The sequence below is a fragment of the Nocardioides sp. genome, from assembly GCF_964228225.1.
Lineage (GTDB): Bacteria > Actinomycetota > Actinomycetes > Propionibacteriales > Nocardioidaceae > Nocardioides.
In genome coordinates this window covers 37,319-63,029 of sequence record NZ_CAXQZB010000022.1, presented here as the reverse complement: position 1 = coordinate 63,029, position 25,711 = coordinate 37,319, and the positions used below count along the sequence as shown (strand labels likewise).

The window sequence follows — 25,711 nt, the reverse complement described above, 5'->3', positions numbered from 1 at the left end:
ACGTCGGCGCCGCGGCGCCGACGTCCCGTGACGGGTCGCGCGTGTCAGGGGGCGTGACGGGGGAAGGACCGCGACATGCGTGTGCCCCGGCGTCCTGGTCGTCCCCGACGGCCCCGCAGCGGGCCGCTGCCCGGGTGGCGCCCCGCCGACCTCGTGGCGATGGCCGTCGCGTTGCTGGTCGTGGTCGCGATGATGGTGCCGATGGTGCTCGTGGTGCGCGAGATCGCCGTCGAGCAGGACCTCCTGCGCGGCATGGGCACCGCACGCGCTCCGGTGCCGGCCGTCGTGGTGCTCGTCGTGGCGTGCGTCGGGCTGTGGTTGCTCGGCGGGATGCTCGTGGACGTGGTGCGCTACGTCCACGAGGTCGTCACCGGCGCGCGTCCGCGGCTGCGCGGACCTCGGCGCTGACCGGGAGCGCCACGGGCCACAACGCACCGGACCCCCGGACCGCGCGAGCGGTCCGGGGGGTCCGGCGAGTGGTTGAGCCAAGGCTCAGGGTGTCACTGCTTCGAGCCCTCCACGGTGGAGGTCAGGACCGGCTTGTTGTCGCCGTCGAAGGTGTAGATGCCGACGAACGCCGAGGACGGGTCGTTCTCGTCGTCGATCGGGCCGATGCCGGACGGGCCGGTGTAGCGGATCTCCGAGCCCTCGTCGAGCAGCGCGATGCAGTCGGCGTAGGAGGTGCACTCCGTGCCGTCGGTGGCACCCGACACGGCGGCGAAGTTCTCCTGGACCGCGGTGGACTCGTTCGAACCGCCCTTGTAGGCCGCGAGGGCCGCGAGGATGGTGGCGTCGTAGGCCTCGGCGCCGTAGGAGAAGTCCGTGAGGGCGTCGCCGTTCACGGCCTCGTTCCAGCCGCTGAGCTGGTCCTTGAAGTCCTGCGAGGCGTCGGCGCCGGGGATGGTGCCCTGCGCGCCCTCGAGGGTGCCGGGCTCGAAGTCGGCGCTGAAGTCGGCGGTGTTGCCGTCGGTGTAGTACGTGGTCGACATGTCCCAGCCGGTGGCGGCGAGCTCGGGCACGATGGCCTTGGTCTCGTCGAAGGCCAGGATGACGATCGCGTCGGGGTTGGTGGCCGTGGCGGCCGCGACCTCGGAGGAGAAGCTGGTCTGGCCGGCGGGGAACTCGTCGCCGTCGCCCTTGCAGCCGTAGGTGCACTCGCCGCCGGCGTCCTCGATGGTCTGCTGGACGACGTCGCGCAGGCCGGTGCCGTAGGTGTCGGAGAACACCAGGAAGGCGACCTTCTGGAAGCCGTCGGAGGAGATCAGCGAGCCCAGCGCGTTGCCCTGGATGCCGTCCGGCGGAGCGGTGCGGAAGTAGAACGGCGAGTACCCGGACAGGTCCACCGCGGTGTTGGCGGGGGAGACCTGGGTGATCTTGGCCTGGGTCAGCGCGTCGACGAAGTTCAGCGAGACGCTGGAGGAGGCCGCACCGATGACCACCGAGGCGCCGTCGCGGATGATGCCGCGCGCGGAGGCGGTGGAGATCGACATGTCGGTGGAGTCACCGGAGTCACGGATGTCGGTGCAGGCGTCGACGCCGTTCACCCCGCCCGCGGCGTTGATCTCGGAGACGGCCAGGCCGACACCCGCGATCTCGGGCGGGCCGAGGAAGGCGAGGCTGCCGGTGAGCGGCAGGATGCCGGCCGCCTTGAAGGCGTCCGCGGTGGTGGTGCCGGCCGCGCAGGGGGCGTCGACGTAGTCGGCGGCGGGCGCGGTGGTCTCTGCGGGCTCGCTGGTGGAGGACGACGGAGCCGGGTCGGCGGCGGCGTCGCCCTCGTCGTCGGAGCCGCCGCAGGCGGCGAGGGTCAGGCTGAGGGCGGCGGTGCCGGCCATCAGCTTCACCCAGTGGGCGGGGGTGGATCGATTCACGGTGTGAACCTTTCTGTCCGGTGGGTAGGCGGACCCCTCCCTCCCCTGGGAGCGGGCGGGGTTCGGCGTGCTCACGGTAGAGCGGCGATCCGGGAGGGAAACCGGCTGGGAGTGGTCGTTGCCGAATCGTGACCTTGTCGCGATCCTGGCGTCGGATTCTTGTCACGATCTGGCGAGAGGCCCCGTGTCGGCCTCACCCGCCGGGGCGTACGCTGCTCCCTGACACCGGGTCGGGGACGGACTCGGCGGGTCTCGACACGGAAGGCGGGAGCCATGGCACGCACGGCGGTCTCGACGCGTGACGCCGTGGTGGAGGACGCCCCGTTCCTGGCCGAGCTGTGGGCCGGATCGCTGCGGCGCGCCGACGTGGCCGAGCACTACGCCGACGTCGAGCAGATCATCAAGGACGCCGCCCGCTCGCCCGAGCAGCGCGTCGTGATCGCCGAGTACGACGGTGCCCTCGCCGGCGCCGCGCTGCTGCGGCTGGGCACCGTCACCCCGCTCAACCTCGAGCCCTGCGTCTTCGTGGTCTCACCCCACGTCGTGGACACCTACCGGCGTCACGGGGTCGGCCGCACGCTGATGGAGGCCGCCGTGGCCTTCGCCGAGGAGACCGGGGCCACCGCGATCTCCACCGCGGTGGCCGCCAGCGCCCGGGAGCCCAACCGGTTCATGGCACGGCTGGGCCTGGGGCCGCTGGCCACCTACCGCACCGCGCCGACGTCGTTGGTGGGCGGCAAGCTGGCCGCGCGCCGGCCCACGATGGCCGCCCCGGGCTCGGGCCGCCAGGTCACGCGCGTGCTGGCCGCGCGCCGCTCGATGCGGCGCGCCGCCGAGGCCGACTAGCCCCCGATCTGGGCGCCGTCCACGAGCGCGCACGTGATCCGCGAGGTGCACACGCGCTTGCCGTCCTCGTCGGTGATGACGATGTCCCAGGCCGCGGCGCTGCGGCCGCGGTGCAGCGGCGTGGCGACGCCGGTCACCAGCCCGGAGCGCGCGGCGCGGTGGTGGGTGGCGTTGATGTCGACGCCCACCGCGAGCTTGCCCAGGGTCTGCGCGTGCAGCGCGGACCCGATCGAGCCGAGGGTCTCGGCGAGCACGACCGACGCGCCGCCGTGCAGGAGGCCGTAGGGCTGCTGGTTGCCCTCCACGGGCATCGTGCCGACGATGCGGTCGGGGGTGACCTCGGTGATCACCAGCCCCATCCGCTCGCCGAGGGTGCCCATCGGCATGGTCGCGGGGTCGAAGGGCAGGTCGGGAGCGCTCATGGGTCCATCTTGGCCGACGTCGGAAGTGTCGGCGACGGCGACTAGGGTCGGGCGCGTGACCGAGGTGACCGCCCGCCCGCGCCTGCTCCTGCTCGACGGCCATTCGCTGGCCTACCGCGCCTTCTTCGCCCTGCCGGTGGAGAACTTCTCCACCACCACGGGGCAGCACACCAACGCGGTCTACGGCTTCACCTCGATGCTCATCAACGTGCTGCGCGACGAGCAGCCCACCCACGTCGCGGTCGCCTTCGACGTCTCCCGGCAGACCTTCCGGATGGAGGAGTACGCCGAGTACAAGGCCAAGCGCGCCAAGAGCCCCACCGAGTTCAGCAGCCAGCTGCCGCTGATCGAGGAGGTGCTCACCGCGCTGCACATCCCGTTCCTCAAGGCCCCGGGCTTCGAGGCCGACGACATCATCGCCACCCTCACCACCCGGGCCCTAGCGGCCGGCATGGAGGTGCTGATCCTCACCGGCGACCGCGACGCGATGCAGCTGGTCACCGAGGACTCCACGGTGCTCTACCCCTCCCGCGGGGTCTCCGAGCTGGCGCGCATGACGCCGGAGGCGGTGGAGGCCAAGTACGGCGTCGCACCGGCGCGCTACCCCGAGCTCGCCGCGATCGTGGGCGAGACCTCCGACAACCTCCCGGGCGTGCCCGGGGTCGGGCAGGGCTTCGCCGCCAAGTGGCTGGCGCAGTTCGACGGCCTGGACAACCTCGTCGACCGGGTCGACGAGGTGGGGGGCAAGAAGGGCGAGGCGCTGCGCGCCCACCTCGGCGACGTGCTGCGCAACCGGCGTCTCAACGCGCTGGTGCGCGACCTCGACCTCGAGCTCGGTCCCGACGACCTCGTGCGCCGGCCGTGGGACCGCACCGAGGTCCACACCCTGTTCGACAGCCTGGAGTTCCGGGTGCTGCGCGACCGGCTCTTCGAGGAGCTGGAGTCGGAGGAGGACGTCGACGGCAGCGGCTTCGACCTCGCCGGCACCGTGGCGGCCCCGGGCGCGGTCGCCGCGTGGCTGGCCGACCTCGGGCCGGGGCGCGTGGGGGTGCACGTGCGTGGCGCCTGGGCGGCGGGCTCGGGCCGGGTCGACGGCCTCGCGCTCGCCGACGCTTCGGGGCGCGCGGCCTACCTGGACACCACCACCCTCACCCCCGACGACGACGCCGCGCTGGCCGCGTGGCTGGCCGACCCCGCGCGTCCCAAGGTGCTGCACGACGCGAAGGGCCCTGGGCTCGCCCTGGCCGCCCACGGGTGGAGCTTGGCGGGCCTGGCCAGCGACACCGCCCTGGCCGCCTACCTCGTGCGTCCCGACCAGCGCTCCTACTCCCTGTCCGACCTCACGGTGCGCTACCTCAAGCGCGAGCTGCGCACCGACGCCGAGCCCGAGCAGGCCTCGCTGTTCGGCGAGGAGGACGCCGACGCCGCCGCGTCGGTCGCGATGCTCCACGCGCGGGCCGTGCTCGACCTCGCCGAGGCCCTCGACGTCGCGGTGGAGGAGCACGGCGGCACCCGGCTGCTGGCCGACGTCGAGCTGCCCCTGGTGGGCCTGCTGCGGCGCATGGAGCAGGTCGGCATCGCCGTCGACGTCGCCTACCTCGAGGCACTGGAGTCGGAGTTCGCCGGCCACGTGCGCGACGCCGCCGAGGCGGCCTACGCCACGATCGGCAAGGAGATCAACCTCGGCTCGCCCAAGCAGCTGCAGGTGGTGCTCTTCGACGAGCTCGGCATGCCCAAGACCAAGCGCACCAAGACCGGTTACACCACCGACGCGGATGCCCTGCAGGCGCTGTTCGTCAAGACCGAGCACCCGTTCCTGGCCCACCTGCTGCGCCACCGCGACGTCACCCGGCTGCGCCAGACCATCGAGGGCCTGCTCAAGACGGTCGCGCCCGACGGCCGCATCCACACCACGTTCAACCAGACCATCGCCGCCACCGGCCGGCTCTCCAGCACCGAGCCCAACCTGCAGAACATCCCGATCCGCACCGAGGAGGGCCGCCGCATCCGGCAGGGCTTCGTGGTGGGCGAGGGCTACGACTGCCTGATGACGGCCGACTACAGCCAGATCGAGATGCGGATCATGGCGCACCTGTCCGAGGACGCCCTGCTCATCGAGGCGTTCAGGTCGGGCCAGGACTTCCACTCCATCACCGCCTCCCGCGTCTTCGACGTACCGGCCGAGGAGGTCGGGGTCGAGCAGCGGGCCAAGATCAAGGCGATGAACTACGGGCTCGCCTACGGTCTCTCGGCCTTCGGCCTGGGCCAGCAGCTCGGCATCGACCCCGGCGAGGCGCGGGGGCTGATGGAGGAGTACTTCGAGACCTTCGGCGGCATCCGCGACTACCTCGGCGGCGTGGTCGAGGAGGCCCGCAGGACGGGCTTCACCGAGACCATCATGGGACGACGCCGCTACCTGCCCGACCTCATCAGTGACAACCGGCAGCGCCGCGAGATGGCCGAGCGGATGGCCCTCAACGCCCCGATCCAAGGCTCGGCCGCCGACCTCATCAAGGTCGCGATGCTGCGCACCGATGTCGCGCTGGCCGACGCCGGCCTCGGCTCGCGGATGCTGCTGCAGGTGCACGACGAGCTCGTCCTCGAGATCGCCGACGGCGAGCAGGCGGCGGTCGAGGAGATCGTGCGGGCCCAGATGGGCTCGGCCGCCGACCTCCTCGTGCCGCTCGACGTCTCGGTCGGCACCGGGCGCTCCTGGCACGACGCCGCCCACTGAGCCCCCGCGAGGGGCCCAGGGGCGGCGTCGGTCGGGGTCAGCGGCGTGGTCGGACCGTGAAGACCTTGCGCACCGCGGGCCCGTCGCGCCCGTCGGCCAGCACCGGTCGCACCGTCACCGCCACCCGCGAGCGCTGCCCGATCCCCGGGATCGTCAGCCGCGGCTTCGTGGTGGGGTAGAGCAGCCGGCGGCCGTCGGGACGGTCCACCAGCACCCGGTACCTCACGGCCCCGGGAGCCCGCTTCCAGGTGAGCACCGACCGCGACCTGCCACGGTCCAGGGCCAGCTTCGTGGCCCGGCCGATCACGAGCTTCGGTGCGGTGAAGGTGTCGATCACCGCCGACCCGCGCAGCGCGCCGTCGGCGCGCACGACCTGGGCCTGGATGCGCCGGGCACGGTTCGCGGCGACGCGCGGGGCGAAGGTCAGGCTGCCCGAGGCCTTCGTGGTGCTCAGCAGCCGGCGCGGGGCGACGCCCTCACCGATCTCGACCAGCTCCAGCCGCTCCCCGGGCTGCAGGTCCGAGCGCCAGGTGACCGTGCGCCTGGCGCCCGTGCCGGTGACCGATCCGGTGATCTGCGCCGGACCGAGCAGCTTCTCGACGGTGACCGACTCCACGGGAGCCGAGCCGTCGACCACGGACCAGGTCCAGGTGCCGGCGGCGGGCGCGAGGAGCGCGACCTCGGTGACCGGGCTGTTGAGCGCGCGCAGCACGCTCGCGGTGAGGCCGACGTCGACCGGCTCGTCCGCGGCCGGCATCGACACGGTCTCCCCGTTCGGTCCCTCGAGCAGGATCTCGGGGTGGTCGGTGGTGCCGAGGAAGCGCACCAGCGTGCGCCCGGCACCGGGTGCGATCGTGAACTCGCCCCCGGTGGTGGCGCGGGCCGCCGCGGCCCGGGCGACGCGAGCCGGGCGTGCTGCGGAGGGGAACTGCGAGAGCGGGCACTTGAAGCTGACCTCGGGCTTGCCGCCCCACGGCTGGTAGAAGCCGAGCGCGAAGTCGCTGTCGTCGATCCCGCCGCAGGCGCCGAACCCGTCGTTGCCCGCGAGGGCGATCACCTGCGCCGCGAGCTTGCCGTACGACACGCGTCCGCCGCCGCGCACGAACCACTGGTCGCCGTTGAGCAGGAAGTCGGCGTTGATGTTGACCGTCAACGGGTCGAGGTCGACGCCGAAGGTGCCCTTGGCGGTGACCCAGGGTGAGGAGGTGAGGTACACCCGGGCCTCCGCGGTGGCGAGCTTGATGCTGACCACGGACAGCTCGCCGCCGAGGAACAGGCTGGCGGGCCGGCCGTCCTTCGCGCCGGCGTAGCCGACGGTGCCGTCGACCCGCAGCAACGACTTCCCGATCACCTGCGGTCCGGCCGACAGGCCGATCGTGCCGGAGAAGCCGAAGGGATCGAAGGTCGAGTCGAAGCCGATCTTCTGCAGGAAGACCGCCTTGGCGATGGGCTGGTTGATGTCGTCGGCGGCGACCGACAGCTTGGACAGCTTCTTGTTCTTGACCTCGATGATCGCCTCAACGGTGACCGGCTTGGGGGTGGGCAGCGGCACCGAGGCGGTGGCGCGCCACAGCTTCTCGCTCCCGGAGTAGCGGAAGGAGACCTTCGGCAGGTCGAAGATGCCGATCGTGGTGTAGCCGAACGAGGCGCCGATGCCGTCGAACTTCGCCCCGCCGTCCTCGAGGGTGGCGAACTGCACCTCGCCGGTGACCCCGCCGAGGAAGGGCGGGCTCACGTTGATGTTGATCCGACCCGTCTTGCCGTCCTCATTCGGCGTGAAGTTCGGACCACCGTCGAGTGCGAAGCCGAGGATGTCGCGGTCGCTCCCGGTAGCGGCGCTGAACAGCGAGATGATCGGCTCCGACCCGTCGACGGGTCGACCCTGCTCGTTCAGGGCGCCCTTGTAGAGCACGGTGGTGCCGGCCTTGATCTGGACCTCCCCCGTCGTGGCGAGGTTCAGCGTCTTCTGGGTGGCGTCGAAGACCAGATTGGACTGGGTCTGGTCGTTGGCGAGCTGCTGCAGGGCCTTGCACCCCTCGCTGACGCAGTCGCGGAACGAGCGCTTGGCGACGAAGGGGCGACCGCCGGGTTCCAGGTTGAGACCGTTGAGACGCACGGTGCCCCGCGCCACGGCGCGCGTGCCGTTGATGGCCAGGCAGCCGGTGAGGCTCAGCTTGCCGACGTTGAGGGTGCGCTGGGAGAAGCCGCTCGCGCAGGTGCCGGCCGCGGCCGCGGTGCGGAAGCTGAAGATCGGGCTGAGGGTCGGGGACGGAGCGGGTGTCACGTCGGGGCGGACCACCGCGCGTGCGTAGTAGGTCGTGTCCGACGCGAGGGAGAGGAGGAACGACTTGACCCGCAGACCGTTCTCGACCCCGGTGAACCGCAGCTGTGCGCTCGCGGAGGTCAGTGCGGTCGGGCTGGTGCCGTAGACGAACTGGTAGGTGCCACTACGGTACGTGCCTTCGGCGTTGCGACCCGCGCCGACCAGGGCGCTCACCTGGGCGTTGAACGTGGTGACCGAGTCGGCGAACGGTTGGATGGCGAACGGCGACGCATTCGGCGGCTTGGTGGTGAAGCTCTCCTCCTCGAAGAACCCCTGGGTGGCCGGCGGTTGGTTCGGCCCGCGGTCGGAGATCGCGTACCAGCGGTAGGTGGTGTTGGGCTTCAAGCCGGTCACCGTGATCTTCAGCCGGCGGAACTCGGGGAACGCCTCGTACTGCGCCTGCGTGTAGGTGGCCTGGACCACCGTGCGGTACACGCTCTTCGAGGGATCGCCCGACTCGGTGATGCAGTAGGTCTCGTCGACCTTCTCGCAGACGGCCAGGGTGAACCTCAGGTCGCCGCTGCCGTCGATGTAGAAGGAGTCGAAGGTCGCGGTGGTGTCGGTGGTCTCCAGGGTGTCGCCCTGGAAGCCGTCGGAGAAGCTCGCCGTCGCGAGGGCGGAGGCGGGCGGCACCGTGACGAGGAGACTCCCGATCAGGGCCAGGAGGACGAGCAGCGCGCGTTTCAGCATGGGCCGGACCCTCTCAACCTCCGTGCGGGATAGCCACGGGGTCGACCCCGGGACACAAGAACCTCGACCCTGGGATCGAGGGGAGGCCCCACGAACGGGCGAGGCGGGCCCGGGATACTCTCCACGGCCATGGACGCCGTTCAGCTGGTCGAGCGGGAGGCCGAGCTCCGGGCACTCTCCCGGGCCCTCGACGCCTCGGTCGGCGCGCCGCCGCTCGTGCTGTGCGCGGGGCCGCCCGGCATCGGCAAGTCCGCGCTCCTGGCGGCGGCGGCGGTCGAGGCGGTCTCCCGCGGACTGCCGGTCGCCCGGGTCGCGGCGCAGGAGTTGGACGCCGAGGCGCCGTTCGCGCTCGCCACGCGACTCGTGCTGGCCACGCTGGAGGCGGTGGACCGCGATCCCGCGGAGCTGCTCGCCGGCCCGGCCGGCCTCGTCTCGCCCCTGCTGGACGCCGGTCGGAGCCCTCTGGGAGCCGGGCTGGGTGAGGACCAGGGCCGGGGGATCGGTCAGGGCGTGCGCTTCCTGCTCGCCGCGGCGGCGCCGCTGGTGCTCGTGGTGGACGACCTGCAGTGGGCCGACGAGCCCTCCCTCGCGGCCCTTGCGGCGGCCGTCGGCGACGCCACGCCCGGCCTGCGGGTGCTGGCGGCCACGCGTCCCGAGCCGGCGGGCGCGGTCGGGGTGCTGCTACGACGGCTCGCCGGCCTGCCCGGCGTCGTGCGGCTGGCCCCGCAGCCGCTCTCGGAGACCGCGGTGGGGAGTCTCGTGCGGCAGCGCCTCGAGGCGCCCGCGCCGGCGTTCACGCGGCGCTGTGCGCAGCTGAGCGGCGGCAACCCGTTCCTGGTGGAGGAGCTGGTGCGCACCTACGCCGGCACGGGGGAACCGGCCACCGCCGAGGCGGCGCTGCGCCTGGACGAGCTGTTGCCCGACGGCGTGCTGCGCACCGTGAGCCTGCGCCTGGACCGCCTCGGGGAGCCGGCCTGGGCCCTGGCGCGTGCCCTCGCCGTGCTGGGCGACGGCGCCGACCTCGCCGTCGCCGCCTCGTTGGCCGGGCTGGACCTGCGCGAGGCCGAGGACGCCGCCGACGCGCTCGCCGGCGCCGACGTCGTGACCGTCGCCGACGTCGTGCGGTTCCGGCACCCGACGGTGGCGACCGCGGTGCGGACGACCATCGCCCCCTTCGCCCTCGGTCGACTGCACGCCGACGCCGCCCGCCTGCTCGCCGACGCCGGGGCACCGGTCGAGGTGGTGGCCGCGCAGCTGGTGCAGACCCGCCCGGGCACCGCCGCCGGGGCCGGCACGCTGCTGGCCGAAGCCGGCCTGCACGCCGCCGCCCACGGCGACCACGGCACCGCCCAGCGGATGCTGGCGCGAGCCCTGGCCGAGCGGCTCGAGCCCGTGGAGCGCTGGCGGGCCGAGGCCGCGCTCGCCCTGGCGCGGGTGGCCACGGGCGAGCTCTCGGAGCGTGACGCCGGGGCGGTGCTCGACGAGATCGCCGATGCCGCGCTCGTGGGGGAGGCCTGCCGGGCCCTGGCGCTGCGCGACTACCTGCAGGGTGCCTACGCCGCCGCCATCGACTGGTGCGACCGCGGCCTGGCGCTGGTGGAGCCGCGCCGACCGGTGGCGACCGCGCTGGAGAACATCCGGTTCGCCGCCCTGGCCTTCGAGCCCACGCGGGCCGGCGAGGCGCTGCGCGCCCGCGAGGCGGTGGCCGCGCAGTGGCAGGCGGGGGAGCCGCCGGCGTCGCTGGCCGCGACCGGGTTGCTCGCCTCCGTGCTCGCGGGCGCCGGCGCGCCGCCGGCCGCCGTGCGTCGCGTGACCGCCGGCGTGCCGGCCCGGATCGCCGACGCCGACCTGGTGGGGGTGACGGTCGGGACCTCCTTCTCCTCGGTGGCCCTACTGTGGAGCGACGAGCTCGACGCCGCGGAGCAGGTCCTGGAGGCCGCCACGGCCCGGGCCCACGACCTGGGTTCGCTGACCGCCTTCGCCGCGAGCACCCAGCTGCGCGCCAACCTGCGGCTGCGTCAGGGCCGACTCACCGAGTCGATCGAGGCGTCGCGGCTGCCGCTCGACCTCGGCCGCACCGGCTGGGCGCTGTACCGGTCCTGGACCGCGGCGCGGCTCGCCCAGGCCCACCTGGAGGCCGGGGAGGTCGACCTCGCCGAGCACGCGCTCGGCGACGCCGACGCCGAGGGCCGCATGGAGGAGGCGTTCGTCGCCGAGGCGGCCGGCGAGATCGCCCTCGTGCGCGGCGACGCCGCCACCGCCCTGGCCCGCTTCGAGCACGCCGGCGCGGTGCTGGAGCGCTTCGGGGTGCGCCACCCCGGCGCGGTGGCCTGGCAGTCCGGCGCCGCCCTCGCCGCCCTGGCGCTCGGTGACGCCGCGGCGGCGCGACGCCACGCCGACGCCGCCGTCGTCGTGGCGCGCGAGGTGGGCGCCCGCCGGGCCCTGGGCCGCGCCTTGCGCGTGGCCGCACGGGTGCACGACGACCTCGCGCTGGCGCAGGAGGCGGTCACGGTCCTGGCGGACTCCCCGGCCCTGCTGGAGCGGGCCCATGCGCTCGCCGACCTCGGCGGGGCGCTGCGCAGGGCCGGCCGTCCCCGCGAGGCGCGCGGACCGTTGCGGGAGGCGATCTCCCTCGCCCGGCACAGCGGCGCGGCGCCGTTGCTGGCCCGCGCCGAGGCGGAGCTGCAGGCCTCCGGCGGGCGTCGGGTGCGGGAACGGGCGAGCAGTGGCCTCGCCGCCCTGACCCCCACGGAGCGCCGGGTCGCCGAGCTCGCCGCGGCCGGTCGCACCAACGCCGAGGTGGCCGCGGAGCTGCAGGTCTCGGTCAAGACCGTCGAGTGGCACCTCGGGCACGCCTACCGCAAGCTCGGGATCGAGGCTCGTGACCACCTCGCGGCGGCCCTGGCCGACCCCTCACGGTGACACCGATCAGCGGCGACGCAGCACCGAGAGCAGCAGGCCGAGCAGCACCACGACGTCGATCGCGATCACCCGCACCAGCAGGCCGGTGAGGGAGTCGGCGGTGCCGCCGAGCACGGCGAGGACCGCCAGTCCGAGCCAGAGCGCCCCGACGGCGCGGGCGCGGGCCTGGGCGAGCAGGGCGTAGACGAGCAGCTGCATCATCGCCAGCAGCGTGCCGAGCACGGCGAACAGCCAGAGCCGGTCCTCGATCTCGGCGTACTCCGCCCCGCCGACGAAGGTCAGCGCCAGCCCGGACAGCGCCCACGCACCGAGCACCCCGACCACGCCGAGCGCGCCGACCAGGCCCAGGCTCAGCTGCAGGGCGCGGCGCCGGACGCCGTCGGTGCCGCGGTCGGCGAGGTCGGGGAAGGCGACGACGACCACGAACTGGGGCAGGAAGAGCACGGCCTTGGTGAGGATCAGACCACCGGCGTAGAGCCCGGCGTCGTGGCCGTCGAGGACGTGGCGGGCCACGATCACGTCGAGGTTGCCGAGGGCGAAGAACGCCAGCAGCGCCTGGGCGTTGCCGAGCGACTCGCGCACCAGGGTGCGCCCGCGCAGCGGCGCCACCGCGGCGTCGGCGTCGTCGGCCGGCGGGCGGTGACGCAGCGCGAGGACGCCGATGAGGATCGGGGCGATCGCGCCGAGCAGCACCGCGAGGGTGGCGTTGCGTTCGCTGGGCTGCCACGCCAGCAGGGCCAGCCCGATCGCCAGCCGGGGCAGACCGGCGGCGAGGTAGACCAGGGCCAGCGGCCGCCAGCGGCGCTCGCCCTGCAGGGTGCCGCACAGCCCGCCGAGCAGGGTGAGGGGCACCGCGATGAGACCGATCAGCACGGCGGTGAGGGGGTCGTCGAGCCGCAGCGCCCGGTGGAGCAGGGGAGCGGCCGCAAGCAGCACCGCCCCCAACACCAGCGCGGTGCGCAGCGTCACGCGGCGCACGGCCGCCTCCACGACGGCGGCGTCCTCCGGGCGGGCGGAGATGCGGCGCGCCGCGGTGGCCTGCAGCGCCAGGGACGCCACGCTCACCACGAGCAGCAGATTCATCACCGCGGCGAACCCGCCGTAGGGGCCGGGCCCGAGCGCGCGGGCGGCCAGGATCGTGAAGCCGTAGGTCGCCACGTTCATCACCGCGATCGCCGCAGCGATCACGCCGCCGGAGGCGACCGCCCCGCGGGTGGGCGGGGTGGAGGTTTCCGGCACGCCGGGAGTCTCCCACGACTAGCCTGAGCGACAGACACGGGACACGGACGATGCCGGTCCCGGGGATCGGCGCGACGCAGGGGAGGTGCGGTGACGGCGCGGACGCACGACGACGTGCGCCCGGGCGACCCCGCCACGCGCGGCGTCCGCGCGGCGCTGGTCGGGGTGTACCTGGTGGTCGTGGCGCTGTCGCTGCTGCAGCAGCCCGGCCTGGTCACCTACGACACCCGTGCCGAGCTCACCCAGCGTCCCGGCGACTTCCTCGCGGGCGCCTTCGCGCTCTGGCACCCCGAGTCGGGCCTGGGCGAGGTGCAGAACCAGGCCTACGGCTACCTCTTCCCGCAGGGGCCGTGGTTCTGGCTGCACGACCTGCTCGGCACGCCGGAATGGGTGGCGCAGCGGCTCTGGACCGCCCTGGTGCTGGTCGTCGCCGCGGAGGGGGTGCGGCGGGTCGCCGAGCGCCTGGACTTCGCCCCGGCCCCCGCGGCCGTGGCGGGGCTGGCCTACGCCTTCGCCCCGCGACTGCTCGGGACCGTGGGCGTGCTCACCGGCGAGTCGCTGCCCGGTGCCGTCGCCCCGTGGGTCGTGCTGCCGCTGCTGGCGGTGTGGCGGGGCCGCAGCCCCGCGTGGCGCGGGGTGCTGCTCTCCGCGGCGGCGGTCACGGCGATGGGCGGGGTCAACGCGGTCGAGAACGCCGGCAGCCTGCCGCCCGCCGCCCTCGTGGTGCTCTGGGGCGTGCGCGCCGGCTGGCTGCGCCGCCGCGTCGCGCTGGGATGGCTCGCCGCCGTGGCGGCGGCCTCGCTGTGGTGGGCCCTGCCGCTGCTGCTACTGGGGCGCTACGCCCCGCCGTTCTACGCCTACGTCGAGAGCGCCCGCGACACCACCGCCCTGCTCGGCTGGTCAGAGGCGTGGCGGGGGAGCACCCACTGGGTGAGCTACCTCGTGGTCGGAGGACAGCCGTGGTGGCCGGCCGCCTACGCCCTCGCGACGTCGACGTTCCTGGTCGTCGTGGCCGCCGTCCTGGCCGGCGGCGGCGTGGCCGGTCTGCTGCGCTGGCGGCACCCGCTGCGCGCCCCGTTCCTGGCCTGTCTCGTGCTGGGGCTGACGCTGCTCACCATCGGCCACGGGGGCGCGGCGGGAGCGCCCGTGGCCGGGCCGGTGCGCGACCTGCTCGACGGCGCGCTGCAGATCTTCCGCAACGTGCACAAGATCGACCCCAGCGTGCGGCTGCCGCTCGCCCTCGGCCTGGCCCACCTGGTCACCGGCCTTGCCGCTCGGCTCCGGCCCCGGCCGGCGTGGGCGCCGGTGCTGGTCGGCGCCCTGGTGCTGAGCCTGGGCCAGCCGTTCCTCCTCGGCCAGGGCCGCACCCCGGGCTGGGACGAGATCGCCACCCCCTGGGTGCAGGCCCGGGACCTGGTGGCCTCCCTGCCCGTCGACGACGCCGGCGCCGCGCTGGTGGTGCCGGGCTCGGGGTTCGCCCAGCAGACCTGGGGGTGGACCCTGGACGAGCCACTGCTGATCCTCGGGGGCACCCGGCTGGTGACGCGCAGCCAGGTGCCGCTGGTCCCGGGGCCGACGATCCGGGTGCTCGACGACCTCGACCGCCGGATCTCCTCCGGCCGTGCAGGTCCGGCCCTCGCCGCCCAGCTGCGCCGCGTCGGTGTCGGCACCGTGGTGGTGCGCCGCGACCTGCTGCGCACCGTCACCTCCAGCCCCTCGCCCACCGGCGCCACCGCCTCCCTGGCCCAGGCCGGGTTCGTGTCCCTGGGTCGCTTCGGCGGGACCCGCGAGGGCGGGGCGGAGGTGGAGGTCTACGACGTGCCGGGGGTGCCCGCCACGGTGGTCGCCACCCCGCTCACCGACGTCGCCACCCTGGCCGGCGCCCCCGAGGCGCTGTCCGCCCTCGCCGAGCTCGACCTGCCCGGGGGCCTCCCGGCGGCGGCCGTGCTGGCGGGCCAGGCCGGCTGGGACGCCGCCCCGAGCGTCGTCACCGACACCGACCAGCGCCGCGAACGCTCCTTCGGCGGCCCCGACGAGGCCCTCTCGGCTCCGATGGGTCCCGACGACCCGTGGCGCACGAGCCGGGCGGTGCACGACTACCCGCTCTTCGCCGACGGCACCGCCGTGCCCCCCACGGTCGCGCGCTACGACGGCCTGCGCCGGCTCACCGCGTCCTCCTCGCAGGGCTACGCCGACAACTTCGGTCCCGTGGTGCCCGCCGAGGGTCCCGCCGCGGCGGTGGACGGGCTGCTGCGCACCCGCTGGGTGACCTCCTCCTCGACCGACCCGCGCACCGCCTGGCTCCGCCTGGACCTCGACGCCGACCGGCCGGTGCGCGAGGTCACCGTGTGGCCCGTGGCGCAGGACGACGCCGTCGCCGCGATCACGACCCTCGAGGTCCGGGCGGGCGAGGCCGTGCAGCGCCTCGCCGTCGGCCCCACCGGGGCTCCGGTCACCGCCCACTTCGACGGCACCCCCGTGGACCGGGTGGAGGTGCGGGTCGTGGAGGTGCGCGGCGACGCCGCGCGCGGGCGGGTCGGCCTGCGCGAGGTGAGCGTCGACGGTCGCGCCGCCGCGCGCACGCTCGTGGTGCCCACGCCCGTGCCGGCCGACGGTGCGGCGGTGCTGCAGACCCCGCCCCAGCAGCGTGCCTGTCGTCCGGCGCCGACCGACCCCGACTGCGACGTCGCCCGGATCCGCGGCGAGGAGGAGCCCGCGGGTCTCGACCGCACCCTCACCCTCGCCGCCGACCTGCGCCCGGCCGTCTCCGGGCTCGTGGTGGCGCGCGGCACCCCGGAGGCCTCCCGCCTGCTCGACCCGCTCGCCGGCCGGCAGGTGGGCGCGAGCTCGGTGTACGGCGGCGACCCGCGGGTGGCCCCGCGCTTCCTCTACGACGACGACCCCACCACCGCGTGGGTCTCGGCGCCGAGCGACCCCGGCCCCACCGTGGTGCTGCGGTTCGCCGAGCCGCGCACGATCACCGGGCTGCGGCTCAGCCCCGGCCCCGGGGCGCCCGTGCGCGCCGTCCTGCGCACGCCGCGGCGCGAGGTCGCGGTCGACCTCGGCGCCGGCACCAGCCGGGTGCGGCCGCTGCGCACGGCCGAGCTCGAGATCAGCCTGGAGCCGGCCCCCGGATGGGACCGGGTGGTGGTGCGCGAGCTCGCGCTGACCGGCGTCCGGCTGGCCCGGCCCTTCGACCCCGACGCCCCCACCGGGGCGGTGTGCGGGCTGGGCCCCAACCTGCGCCTGGGTGCGCAGCTGGTCCGCACCGCCGTGAGCGGCACGATGGGTGACGTCGTGCGCGGGCAGGCGCTGCGCCTGCGCGCCTGCGACGGTCCGGTGGATCTCCCGCCGGGCGGGCTGCGGGTGCGCGCCGTCCCGAGCGCGGAGTTCCAGGTCACGGCCCTCGCGCTGGACGCCCGCCCCGCGGCGGGCGGGCCGCGCGACGCCCGTGCGGTCACGGTCGAGCGCTGGGACGACGACCACCGCACGGTGGCGGTGGCGCCCGGCGCCGCCGCCCTGCTGCACCTGCCCGAGAACGCCAATCCCGGCTGGCGCGCCGAGATCGACGGCGTGGCCCTCGCGCCGATCACCGTCGACGGCTGGCAGCAGGGCTGGCTGCTCCCCGCCGCGACCGACGACGTGCGGGTGGACCTCGTCTTCGCCGCCCAGCGCTCCTACGCCGCCGCCCTCGTCGTCGGCCTCGGCGTCAGCGGCGCGATGCTCCTGCTCGGCCTGGTCCTGCTCCTGCGTCGGCCGGCGCCCACCGGCCCCCGGCCGGTGCGCGAGCAGCACCGGCGTCGTCCGGGCCCCGTCACGTGGCTCGGCAGCGCGGTCACCACCGGCGTGCTCCTCGGCCCGGTCGCGCTGGTGGGCCTGGTCGCAGGCGCGAGCAGCGCACGGCTGCGGCGCGCGGCGCTGGCGGGCGGCCTCGTCGCGCTCACCGGCGTCCTGGACGTCGTGGTCGGGGCGCAGTCCAGCGGCCCGCTGCCCGCGGGCGACGTCGTCGGCGCGCTGGCGGTCGGTCTGGTGCTGGCGATCGTCCTGGCGGGGGAGGAGGAGCGGTGATCGGGCGGATCCGGGCGGTCTGGGCCGGCCCGCAGGGGCGCGCGGCCCTGCTGGTGCTGCTGGTGATGGTCGTGTGGCGGGGCGTGCTGGTGGGCGGGTCCTCGTTCAACCAGGACGACTACTTCTTCGCCAGCCGTGCCGACGCCTCGCCGCTGGACCTGGAGTTCCTGTTCCTCACCCCCAACGCGGGCCACGTGAACCCGCTGCAGCAGCTCACGTTCTGGCTCTTCGTCAAGGCCGCGCCCTTCGGTTGGACGCCGATCGCGGTGTTCCTCGTGGCCTCCCAGGCGTTGGCGGTGGTGGTGCTGTGGCACCTGCTGAGCCGCCTGCTGCCGGGGCGCTGGGTGCGGGTGCTGCTGCTCGCCGGCTTCGCCCTCGCCCCGCTCACCCTGGCCACCACGCTCTGGTACGCCGCCGCGGTGTGCCTGTGGCCGCACGTCACCTGCTCCTTCGCCGCGGTGCTCTTCCTCGTGCGCGAACGGCAGGGAGTGGGGGCGCGGGCCGCCAACCTGACCGGCGTCGTGCTGGCCGAGGTGGTGGGGCTGCTCTGGCACGAGCGGGCCGTGCTCATCCTGCCGACGCTGCTCGCGGCCGCGGTGCTGCTCGAGCCGACCGCGGGCTGGCGCCGGGTGCCCCGCGGCCTCGCACGGCTGTGGGGCCTGTGGATCGGGCTGCTCGTCCTGCACGCCGCGTTCCTGCTGGCGCACCGTGCGATCACCACCGTGGAGGGCGGGGGCGCCGGCCTGCGCGAGTCGGTCGACATCACCGGCGCCTACGTCGGCCAGAACGTGTTGCCGGGGCTGCTGTCGGGGCCGTGGTCGGCCCGGCTGGTCGGCGGCGCCGTCGAGACCACGACGTGGGCCGCGGTCCTGGCCGCCGTGCTGGCCGCCGTCGTCGCGGTCGCGGTGCTGCGCGTCGGCGGCCCCGCCCGTCGGTGGGCGGTGGCGTTCCTGGTGCTCTACGTGCTGGCCGACCTCACCCTCGTGCTCGCCGGCCGCAGCGGCTTCGGACGGGTGATCGGGCTCGACCCGCGCTACTCCTCCGACACCCTGCACGCCGCCGTGCTGGCCGCGGCGTTCGCGCTGCGCGACGCGCCCCACCACTACGGGATCGCCTGGCGGGCGTCGTGGGGGCGGCGTCGCGCCCAGTGGCTGCTCGGCCTCGGCGCGGCCTACACCGCCGGCTGCGTGGCCGGCACCGCCGTGCTCGTGCCCCACTTCCAGAACCCCGCCGACCGCGCTTATGTCGCGGCCTTCCGCGCCGACCTCGCCGCCGACCCCCAGCAGGTGGTGGTCGACGCGCTCGTGCCGCCCGAGATCGTGCTCCCGCTGGTCGGCGACGACGCCCTGCTCTCGCGCGTGTTCGCCCCGCTGCCCGAGCAGCCGGTCTTCGACCAGCCGTCGGAGCGGATGCGGGTGGTCACGCCGCAGGGCCGGCTCGCACCCGTCGAGCTCGCCGCGCCGGTCCCGGCCGTCCCGGGTCCGCTGCCCGGCTGCGGCCACCCGATCCGCACCACACCGCGGGCGGTGCCGCTGCAGGTGCCGGTGCAGGGCCGGCTGGTCGCCCACGTCGGGTACTTCACCGATCGCGAGGTCGTGGTGGTGCTCGACGTCGCCGGCCGCCAGCAGGAGTTCCTCGCCCGGCCCGGACCCCACGAGCTGTGGTTCGTCCTGCCCGACACCGGTGCCCCGGTGGACCGGATCGGGTTCCGGCTGCGGGGCGCCGACCTCGCCGGCGCCGCCGGCGCGACGGTGTGCCTGGCCAGCCTCGACGTCGGGCTGCCGGTGCTCCCATGAGCCGGGCGACCCGCGCCGACGCCGCCCTCGGGCTGGTGGTCGCGCTGCTCGTCACCGGACCGCTGTGGCTCGGCGGCGGGTTCTGGCTGGTCGGCGACATGGTGTTCGTGCCCGACCAGCCGCTCACCGCCGGGTCCTGGGGTCTGGACGGTGCGCTGCCCCGTGCGGTCCCGATGGACGGGCTGCTGGCGCTGCTCGACGAGGCGGTGCCGGGGGAGGTGCTGCAGCGGCTCCTGCTCACCCTGCCCCTCGTCGCGGCCGCCGTCGGCACGGGCCGACTGGTGCGACGCGTCCTGGGGCCCCAGCCGTTCGTCGTGCGGGCGGCGGCGATCCTGACGGTGTGCTGGAACCCGTGGGTGCAGGTGCACCTCCAGCAGGGCCAGTGGGCGATCCTCGCCGGTGCGCTGCTGCTGCCGTGGGCGGCGCTGGCCGCGATCGGCGACGACGGTGCGGGGCGCGACGTCGGGTGGGCGCGGCTCGGCGTCGTCCTGGTGCTGAGCGCGATCTGCTCGCCCTCCAGCGGCGTGTGCGCCGTGGTGGTGGCCCTCGTGCTCGGCCCCCGCCGTGCGCTGCCGCGCACCCTCGGCCTGGGGGCCGTGGCCAACCTGCCGTGGCTGGTGCCGGCTCTCGTGGCGGCCACCGCCGCGCGGGTCTCCACCGGGGAGGTCTTCGCCGCCTTCGCGCCGCGCGCGGAGTCCGGCCTCGGGGTCGTGCCCAGCCTGCTCGGGCTCGGCGGCAGCTGGAAGCTGTCGCTCGTGCCGCCCGAGCGCGAGGTCGCCCTCGTCGTCGCCACGACGGCGCTGATCTCCGCGGCCGCCCTGGTCGCGCTCGCCCGCGCGGACCTGTCCGACGGGGGTGGGCCGGGGGCGGGCCGCTGGCTGGCCCTCGGGGCCGGTGCCTTCGCCGTCGCCGCCCTGCCCGCGCTGGGCGGCGCGCCGCTGCTCGCCGCGCTCGCCGAGCGGGTGGCGCCGCTGGCGATGCTGCGCGACGCCCACCGCTTCCTGATCCCCGCCGTGCTGCCGCTCGCGCTCGGGCTGGCCGCCCTCGTGGCGCGCCTGCGCGCCGCCCGCGCCCGACCGGGCGCCACCGCGCTCGCGGCGGCCCTCGTGGCGGCGCCCGTGCTCCTGCTGCCCTCGTTGGCGTGGGGACCCGGCCTCACCCGGGCGGCCTACCCGGCCGACTACGCCGAGGTCGGTGCGGTACTGCGCGCCCGGCCCGGCGCCGTCGTGGTGATGCCCTGGGAGGGCTCCTACCGGGCGTTCGCCTGGGCGGGCGGACGTGCCTGGCTGGACCCCGCCCCGCGCGCCCTGCCCGGCCGGGTGCTGGTGGACGACCGCACCCTGCTCACCGACCCCGCCACCGGACGGCTCGTCGTCGTCCCGAGCGAGGACCCGGCGGTGGGACGGGTGGCCCGGGCCCTCGCCGCTCCGGTCGACCAGCGGGGGGCCGCGCTGCGCGCGATCGGGGTGCGCTACCTGCTGGTGGAGCAGGGCCTCGGCCTGCCCGACGAGCCCGTGGCCGGGGCGGTTCCGGTCTACGGAGGCCCGTACCTGCAGCTGCTGGACCTGGGAGAGCCTCCGCCGGCGCGAGGACGCGCGAGCGTGGTGCCGGATCCTCCGATCGGTCAGATCCTCCTGGTCATCGCGGGCCAGGTGGGGGGTTTCGGCTTGCTGCTGGTGGGTGCGGTGACCATACTCAGGAGCAGGAGTAACGGTCGTCACACCCCATGAGGGGGCTCGCGATGCCGACTCCGTGCGGTCTTTGGGAGGGGACCTCACGATGAATCTGTTGATCTCTGCCCTCGTGGGCGCAGCGCTGGCCACCGTCACCCTCGTGGGGGGCGTGCAGGCCGCCAAGGGCGATCAGAAACCCGTCTCGCAGACCCAGCTCAGCCAGTACTCGAGCGAGTGACCTGCGGCTGATCCGCACGCATCGCGCGCGGTCCCGCCCTCGGACCTGACGGTCCGGCGGCGTGGTCCGGTCGCGCCTGCATGGGCTGGGGAGGGCCTGATGCTGCAAGTGGTGATCCCGGCGTTCAACGAGGAGGGCCGGTTGCCTCGCACCCTGCGGGAGCTGCGTCGCTTCGTGCGACGCCACCGCGGGGTGCTCGGCGTCGTCGAGGTGATCGTGGTCGACAACGCCAGCACGGACGCGACGGCCGACGTCGCGGCCCGGGCCAGCTCCGCGACCCTGCCGGTGCGGGTGATCGGCTGCGCCGTGCCCGGCAAGGGCGCGGCCGTGGCCGCGGGTGTCGCCGCCACCGACGCCGAGCTGGTGGCCTACCTCGACGCCGACGGCGCCACCGACCTGCAGGCGCTGCTCGCCGCGGTGCGGCTGCACGCCACCGGTGCCGACGTCGTGATCGGCTCCCGCGCCGTGGCCGACGCCGACTGCGAGGCCCGGCACTCCGCGCTGCGCGCCGCGGGCGCCCGCTGCTACCGCGGGCTCGCGGGCCGGGTCGTGCCCGGCGTGCGCGACACCCAGTGCGGGTTCAAGGTGCTGCGCGGCGACCTCGCCCGCCGCACCTGTGCGCGCCTGCGCACCCACGGCTTCTCCTTCGACGTCGAGCTGCTCGCGCGGCTCCAGCGCGAGGGCGCGGTGATGGTCGAGGTCCCGGTGCGCTGGACCGACGTGCCCGGGTCGACGTTCGACCCGGTGCGCCACGGCGCGGCGGCGTTCCGCGACCTCGCCGCGATCGCCTGGCTGCTGCGTCGCGAGCGGGCCCTGCCCGCGCCGGTGTCCATCCCCGTGTCACTGCCGACCCTCGCGCCCCGGCCGGCCCTGGAGGCCCCCGCATGAGCGGCCCCCGCACCGGCCCGCTGACCGGACGCCGCGCCGCCGTCGTCAACTGGCGCGACCTGGGGCACTCCCGGGCCGGCGGCTCGGAGCACTACGCCTGGCAGGCCGCCCTGGCCCTGCGCGACGCCGGCGCCGACGTCGACTTCGTCACCGCGCGCGACCGCACCACCGGCCAGTCGGCGCGGGAGGTGGTCGACGGCATCGACGTCGTGCGCGGTGGCGGCACCCTCGGGTTCTACCCCCGGGCCCTGCTGTGGCTGCTGCGCCACCGCCGTTCGATCGACCTGGTGATCGACCCCGCCTGCGGTATCCCGACCTTCACCCCGCTGGTGCTGCCGCGCCGCACGACGGTGCTCCTCGTCGTGCACCACGTCCACCAGGACCAGTTCGGGACGTACTTCCCGGCCCCGGTCGCGGCGCTGGGACGGTGGCTGGAGCGGGTCGCGATGCCGCGGGTCTACCGCCGCCGACCGGTCGTCGCGGTCTCCGACTCCACCCGCACCGAGATGCGCCGCCGGTTGGGCTGGCGGGGCGACATCGGACTGCTGCCCAACGGCGCCGCCCAGCCCGACGCCGGCGCGTCCCCGGTGCCCCCGGGGCCCCCAGGACCTGCGGGGCCGCCGCGGCTGCTCGTGCTCGGCCGCCTCGTGCCGCACAAGCGCGTCGACCTCGCCCTCGCGGCCCTGGCCGCCCTGCGCCCGGCGCATCCCGGGCTGCGGCTCGACGTCGCGGGCGCGGGGCCCGAGCTCCCGGCGCTGCTCGCACGGGCCCGCGAGCTGGGCGTCGCCGACGCCGTGACCTTCCACGGCTTCGTGTCCGAGCGCCGCAAGGCCGAGCTGCTCGACGCCGCGACCCTGCACCTGTGCGGGTCCGACGCCGAGGGCTGGGGCCAGGTGGTGGTCGAGGCGGCCGCTCACGGTCTGCCCACCGTCGCCCGCGACGTGCCCGGCCTGCGCGACTCGGTGCGCGACGGCGTCACCGGCTGGTTGGTGCCCGCCACCGCCGACACCGCCGACACCGCGGCGGGCTTCGTCGCCACGGTCGACCGGGCGCTGCGCGAGCTGGCCGACCCGGCGACGCGTGCCCGCGTCCGCGCCGCCGCCCGCGCCCACGCCGCCGCCTACACCTGGCCCCGCATGCACGCCCAGCTGCTCCGGCACCTGAGTGTCACCCAGCCCGTCACCCAGCCCGTCACCCAGTTCGAGGGAGTCACCCCATGAGACGCATCTCCACCCAGGTCCTGATCGGGCTCGGCGTGTTCCTCGTCGTCGCCGCCGGCCTCGTGCGCTTCTACGCCTACCCGCAGCTCGCGCGGGTGCCGGCCAGCTACGAGTCGACCACCCGGCTCGAGGCGCGCGGCGCGACCGTGTTCGACGCCGCCACGCTCGCGCCGATCACCACCGACCTCGCGATCACCTCCTACACGATCGCCGACACCTCGGCCGACGTCGCCGACGGCTTCACGTCCTGGATCAACCGCACCTCGATCGTGCGGGCCGACGTGCCGGGCGCCACCTGCGACCCCGCGGTGGACCCGGCGAAGCCGGGCTGTTTCAAGCAGGACTCCGAGCAGGTGCCCTTCGACGTCGTCAGCGGCGCCGCGCCGGCCGCGGGGGAGTGCGACGGCTGCGTGTCCACCTACGACCGCCAGGAGATCGTCGGCAACGAGTACGTCGGGGTGCCGACCGACGTCGTGCGCACGGGCCAGGTCTACAAGATGCCGATCGACACCCAGGCCCGGGACTACCCGTGGTGGGACTCCTCGGCCCAGGAGGCCACCCCGGCGCGCTTCGAGGGCGAGGAGGAGCTCGACGGGCTGAGGGTCTACAAGTTCGTGCAGGAGGTGCCCGAGACGATCGTCGGCACCCAGGACCTGCCGGGCTCGGTCTTCGGGGTGGACGCCGACACCGTCACCGCCGACGTCTCCTACGCGATGACCCGCACCCTGTGGGTCGAGCCGGTCACCGGCGCTCCCGTGGACCGGGTCGACGACCGCCGCCAGGTGTTCGTCTACGACGGCCAGGAGGTGGCCGCCTTCGTGGGCCAGATCGCCTACACCGACGACGAGGTCTCGGCGCTGGTCGACGACGCCCGCACCCAGGCTTTCCTGCTGGGCGGCCTGCGGGGCCTGTTCCCGCTGGGTCTCGGTGGGCTGGGACTGCTCGCCCTCGTGGCCGGGGTGGTGCTCGCCCGTCGTGAGGCGGCGCCGGCGGCCTCGCAGCGGGAGCTCGTCGACGCCTGATCCGGGGTCACCGCGGGTCGGTGGTCTGGTCGGTGAGCTGGTCGGTGAGGCCCTCGAGCAGTCGCTCGAGGGCCTCGTCGCTCCACCGCGCGGCCCGGCCGCGCAGGGTCAGCACGGTGCCGGACCCGGTGCCGGTGCCGGTGCCGGTGCCGTGGAGCGTGACGGCGCCGAGGCTCAGGCCCGACCCGCCGGCGGTCACGGGCGCGAACGCGAGCGATGCCAGGCCGGGGGCGGCGACCACGCCGAGGTGGGAGACGAGCAGTGTCGAGCCGAGTCGCGGGGCGAGTGCCCGCAGCAGGGGCCGCTGGAGGGCGGCGACCCGCGACCCGCCGCCGGCGTCGGGGGACGGCTCCGGGGCGGCCTCGCGCAGCGCGCGGGTCAGGGCGGCGTCGTCGAGACGCTCCACCCCGCGCAGCCGCAGCAGCGCGCTGTGGTCGGCCAACAGGGTGCCGGGCGCCGGCACCCCGGCCCGCCGGCTGACCCCGACCGCGACGGCGGTGCGGCGCCCCGCCCACGGGCCACCCCGCACCGCCGCCACGAGGTCGCGGGTGCGGGGCGTGCCGAGGACGGTCCGCTCGGCCCAGGCCTCGCCGGGATCGCCGGGGCGTCCGCCCCGCGCGTCCGGTCGGGCCGGCGGTGCCAGCAGCGCCTCGCCGAGCCGGGCCAGCGCGCCGCGCAGCGGACCGGCCGCGGCGGGGCGCTCGCCGATGCCGCGCGCGTCGGAGGCGATCTCGAGGCCGGTGACGGCGGCGAGCACCGCCAGCAGGCCCAGGCCGTCGAGGTGGCGGTGGTGCCCGGACACGACCAGCGTCCCGGCGTCGGTGTCGAGCCCGAGCAGCAGCGACTCACCGGGGGCGGTCGCGAGCGCGTCCTGCAGAGTGCGGGCCGGCCCCAGCGCCACCGGTTCCGGCCGTGCCCAGCCCTGCGCGGCGTGGAGCAGGTCCTGGGCCCGGGCCAGCGACCCCGCCGACGGCGCCTCCGACGGGGTGGGCCAGGTGGCCCGCAGCAGGATCCGCCAGGCGATGCCGGGGTCGGCCACCCACGCGCGGCCGGAGCCGGTCACGGCTTGCGGGCCCGCACGACCAGGCTGACGCCGGGCAGTCGGTGCACCGGCAGCACCCGCTCGCTGGCGACGACGGCGCGCAGCGCGGCGTTGAGCGGCGCCGCGACCCGCTCCATCTCGCTCTCGCTGGTGTTGCTGCGGCGCCGGGCGCGCACCACCGGGCGCAGCAGGACGTTCCAGGAGCGCACGTCGTGGACCTCCAGGCCCACCGAGGCCAGCAGGGCGAGCAGCTCGGCGCGCTCGTAGCGGCGCACGTGACCCAGCGCGACGTCGTGCCCGCTCCACAGCGACATCGAGCACGGCACCGCGACCAGCACCTCCCCGCCCGGTCGCAGCACGCGGACGGTCTCGCGCGCCACGGCGGCGTCGTCGTCGATGTGCTCCCACATGTCGGTGGAGACCACCAGGTCCTGGCTGCTGCTGGCGACGGGCAGCCGGCGTGCGTCGCCGCGCATGATCGGCAGACCGCGGGAGCGGGCCAGCCGGGCGGCCTCGGGGGAGTACTCCAGCCCCGTGACCCGCCAGCCGAGCTCGCGCAGCACGGCGGTGTTGCCGCCCCCGCCGCAGCCGACGTCGAGCGCGCGGCCGGGGGTCAGGTCGCGCAGCCGACGGCGCAGCATCGCGCGCCGCTCCGCGTACCACCAGTGGCGGTCCTCCAGCGCGGCCGACTTCCGGATCTCGTCCTCGTCCACGCCCTCG

General features: G+C 75.5%; 17 protein-coding genes. 11 read left to right on the top strand and 6 right to left on the bottom strand.

The window, feature by feature from the left end; translation table 11 throughout:
* The first annotated feature begins 75 nt into the window (after window positions 1–75).
* Window positions 76–408, top strand: coding sequence for a hypothetical protein (locus ACERUJ_RS05670; protein ID WP_370247498.1), 333 nt, complete (start codon window positions 76–78; stop codon window positions 406–408).
* Window positions 409–500: 92 nt separating this feature from the next.
* Here the strand turns inward: ACERUJ_RS05670 and ACERUJ_RS05665 are convergent, their stop codons facing one another.
* Window positions 501–1,868, bottom strand: a complete 1,368-nt coding sequence (locus tag ACERUJ_RS05665) for an ABC transporter substrate-binding protein (protein ID WP_370247497.1) — start codon at window positions 1,866–1,868, stop codon at window positions 501–503.
* Between the two features lie 273 nt (window positions 1,869–2,141).
* Between ACERUJ_RS05665 and ACERUJ_RS05660 the strand changes: the two genes are divergently transcribed.
* Window positions 2,142–2,714, top strand: a complete 573-nt coding sequence (locus ACERUJ_RS05660; protein WP_370247496.1) for a GNAT family N-acetyltransferase — start codon at window positions 2,142–2,144, stop codon at window positions 2,712–2,714.
* Here ACERUJ_RS05660 and ACERUJ_RS05655 read toward each other — a convergent pair.
* Window positions 2,711–3,136 (bottom strand): hotdog fold thioesterase, encoded by a 426-nt coding sequence (locus ACERUJ_RS05655; protein ID WP_370247495.1) that lies wholly within the window; start codon window positions 3,134–3,136, stop codon window positions 2,711–2,713. The two genes, ACERUJ_RS05660 and ACERUJ_RS05655, sit on opposite strands and share 4 nt — an antisense overlap.
* On the opposite strand from ACERUJ_RS05655, the gene polA reads away from it, so the two are divergent.
* Window positions 3,135–5,870 (top strand): DNA polymerase I, encoded by a 2,736-nt coding sequence (polA, locus tag ACERUJ_RS05650; protein WP_370247494.1) that lies wholly within the window; start codon window positions 3,135–3,137, stop codon window positions 5,868–5,870. The genes ACERUJ_RS05655 and polA overlap by 2 nt on opposite strands.
* 37 nt (window positions 5,871–5,907) lie before the next feature.
* Here polA and ACERUJ_RS05645 read toward each other — a convergent pair whose 3' ends face one another.
* Window positions 5,908–8,883, bottom strand: coding sequence for a hypothetical protein (locus ACERUJ_RS05645; RefSeq protein ID WP_370247493.1), 2,976 nt, complete (start codon window positions 8,881–8,883; stop codon window positions 5,908–5,910).
* 129 nt (window positions 8,884–9,012) lie between these two features.
* Here ACERUJ_RS05645 and ACERUJ_RS05640 point away from each other — a divergent pair, with 129 nt between their 5' ends.
* Entirely contained in the window at window positions 9,013–11,805 is a 2,793-nt protein-coding gene (locus ACERUJ_RS05640; RefSeq protein ID WP_370247492.1) for an AAA family ATPase, read from the top strand.
* A 6-nt stretch (window positions 11,806–11,811) separates the two neighbouring features.
* On the opposite strand, the gene ACERUJ_RS05635 is transcribed toward ACERUJ_RS05640, so the two are convergent.
* The gene (locus ACERUJ_RS05635) at window positions 11,812–13,044 is read right to left on the bottom strand and encodes a polysaccharide biosynthesis protein (protein WP_370247491.1); all 1,233 of its coding nucleotides are present in this window, start codon (window positions 13,042–13,044) and stop codon (window positions 11,812–11,814) included.
* A gap of 90 nt (window positions 13,045–13,134) precedes the next feature.
* On the opposite strand from ACERUJ_RS05635, the gene ACERUJ_RS05630 reads away from it, so the two are divergent.
* The 7 genes from ACERUJ_RS05630 (at window position 13,135) to ACERUJ_RS05600 (ending at window position 23,949) form a co-directional block, all read left to right on the top strand.
* A complete protein-coding gene (locus ACERUJ_RS05630) occupies window positions 13,135–17,112 on the top strand; it encodes an alpha-(1->3)-arabinofuranosyltransferase family protein (protein WP_370247490.1) in 3,978 nt (1,325 codons plus the stop codon).
* Window positions 17,109–18,908, top strand: coding sequence for a hypothetical protein (locus tag ACERUJ_RS05625; RefSeq protein WP_370247489.1), 1,800 nt, complete (start codon window positions 17,109–17,111; stop codon window positions 18,906–18,908). Before ACERUJ_RS05630 ends, ACERUJ_RS05625 begins: the two co-directional genes overlap by 4 nt.
* Window positions 18,905–20,638 carry a hypothetical protein gene (locus ACERUJ_RS05620; RefSeq protein WP_370247488.1) on the top strand — a complete coding sequence of 578 codons (1,734 nt, stop codon included), beginning with the start codon at window positions 18,905–18,907 and terminating at the stop codon, window positions 20,636–20,638. Before ACERUJ_RS05625 ends, ACERUJ_RS05620 begins: the two co-directional genes overlap by 4 nt.
* A 58-nt stretch (window positions 20,639–20,696) precedes the next feature.
* Window positions 20,697–20,819: a DUF2613 family protein gene (locus ACERUJ_RS05615; protein ID WP_370247487.1), complete on the top strand. Its 123-nt coding sequence runs from the start codon at window positions 20,697–20,699 to the stop codon at window positions 20,817–20,819.
* A 99-nt stretch (window positions 20,820–20,918) separates the two neighbouring features.
* The gene (locus tag ACERUJ_RS05610; RefSeq protein ID WP_370247486.1) at window positions 20,919–21,707 is read left to right on the top strand and encodes a glycosyltransferase; all 789 of its coding nucleotides are present in this window, start codon (window positions 20,919–20,921) and stop codon (window positions 21,705–21,707) included.
* A complete protein-coding gene (locus tag ACERUJ_RS05605) occupies window positions 21,704–22,927 on the top strand; it encodes a glycosyltransferase family 4 protein (protein ID WP_370247485.1) in 1,224 nt (407 codons plus the stop codon). Before ACERUJ_RS05610 ends, ACERUJ_RS05605 begins: the two co-directional genes overlap by 4 nt.
* A complete protein-coding gene (locus tag ACERUJ_RS05600) occupies window positions 22,924–23,949 on the top strand; it encodes a DUF3068 domain-containing protein (RefSeq protein ID WP_370247484.1) in 1,026 nt (341 codons plus the stop codon). Before ACERUJ_RS05605 ends, ACERUJ_RS05600 begins: the two co-directional genes overlap by 4 nt.
* Window positions 23,950–23,956: 7 nt before the next feature.
* On the opposite strand, the gene ACERUJ_RS05595 is transcribed toward ACERUJ_RS05600, so the two are convergent.
* Together ACERUJ_RS05595 and ACERUJ_RS05590 are read right to left on the bottom strand one after the other, a co-directional pair.
* Window positions 23,957–25,012 (bottom strand): hypothetical protein, encoded by a 1,056-nt coding sequence (locus tag ACERUJ_RS05595; RefSeq protein ID WP_370247483.1) that lies wholly within the window; start codon window positions 25,010–25,012, stop codon window positions 23,957–23,959.
* On the bottom strand, window positions 25,009–25,704 hold the full coding sequence (locus ACERUJ_RS05590) for a class I SAM-dependent methyltransferase (RefSeq protein WP_370247482.1): 696 nt from the start codon (window positions 25,702–25,704) through the stop codon (window positions 25,009–25,011). The genes ACERUJ_RS05595 and ACERUJ_RS05590 overlap by 4 nt, the downstream gene beginning before the upstream one ends.
* Window positions 25,705–25,711 lie beyond the last annotated feature (7 nt).

What these genes read in the sequence shown, in the direction of transcription:
- ACERUJ_RS05670 (WP_370247498.1), top strand. Translation starts at nt 76, where the DNA reads ATGCGTGTGCCCCGGCGTCCTGGTCGTCCCCGACGGCCCCGCAGCGGG.
- ACERUJ_RS05660 (WP_370247496.1), top strand. Translation starts at nt 2,142, where the DNA reads ATGGCACGCACGGCGGTCTCGACGCGTGACGCCGTGGTGGAGGACGCC.
- polA (WP_370247494.1), top strand. Translation starts at nt 3,135, where the DNA reads ATGGGTCCATCTTGGCCGACGTCGGAAGTGTCGGCGACGGCGACTAGG.
- ACERUJ_RS05655 (WP_370247495.1), bottom strand. Translation starts at nt 3,136, where the DNA reads ATGAGCGCTCCCGACCTGCCCTTCGACCCCGCGACCATGCCGATGGGC.
- ACERUJ_RS05645 (WP_370247493.1), bottom strand. Translation starts at nt 8,883, where the DNA reads ATGCTGAAACGCGCGCTGCTCGTCCTCCTGGCCCTGATCGGGAGTCTC.
- ACERUJ_RS05640 (WP_370247492.1), top strand. Translation starts at nt 9,013, where the DNA reads ATGGACGCCGTTCAGCTGGTCGAGCGGGAGGCCGAGCTCCGGGCACTC.
- ACERUJ_RS05620 (WP_370247488.1), top strand. Translation starts at nt 18,905, where the DNA reads ATGAGCCGGGCGACCCGCGCCGACGCCGCCCTCGGGCTGGTGGTCGCG.
- ACERUJ_RS05610 (WP_370247486.1), top strand. Translation starts at nt 20,919, where the DNA reads ATGCTGCAAGTGGTGATCCCGGCGTTCAACGAGGAGGGCCGGTTGCCT.
- ACERUJ_RS05605 (WP_370247485.1), top strand. Translation starts at nt 21,704, where the DNA reads ATGAGCGGCCCCCGCACCGGCCCGCTGACCGGACGCCGCGCCGCCGTC.
- ACERUJ_RS05600 (WP_370247484.1), top strand. Translation starts at nt 22,924, where the DNA reads ATGAGACGCATCTCCACCCAGGTCCTGATCGGGCTCGGCGTGTTCCTC.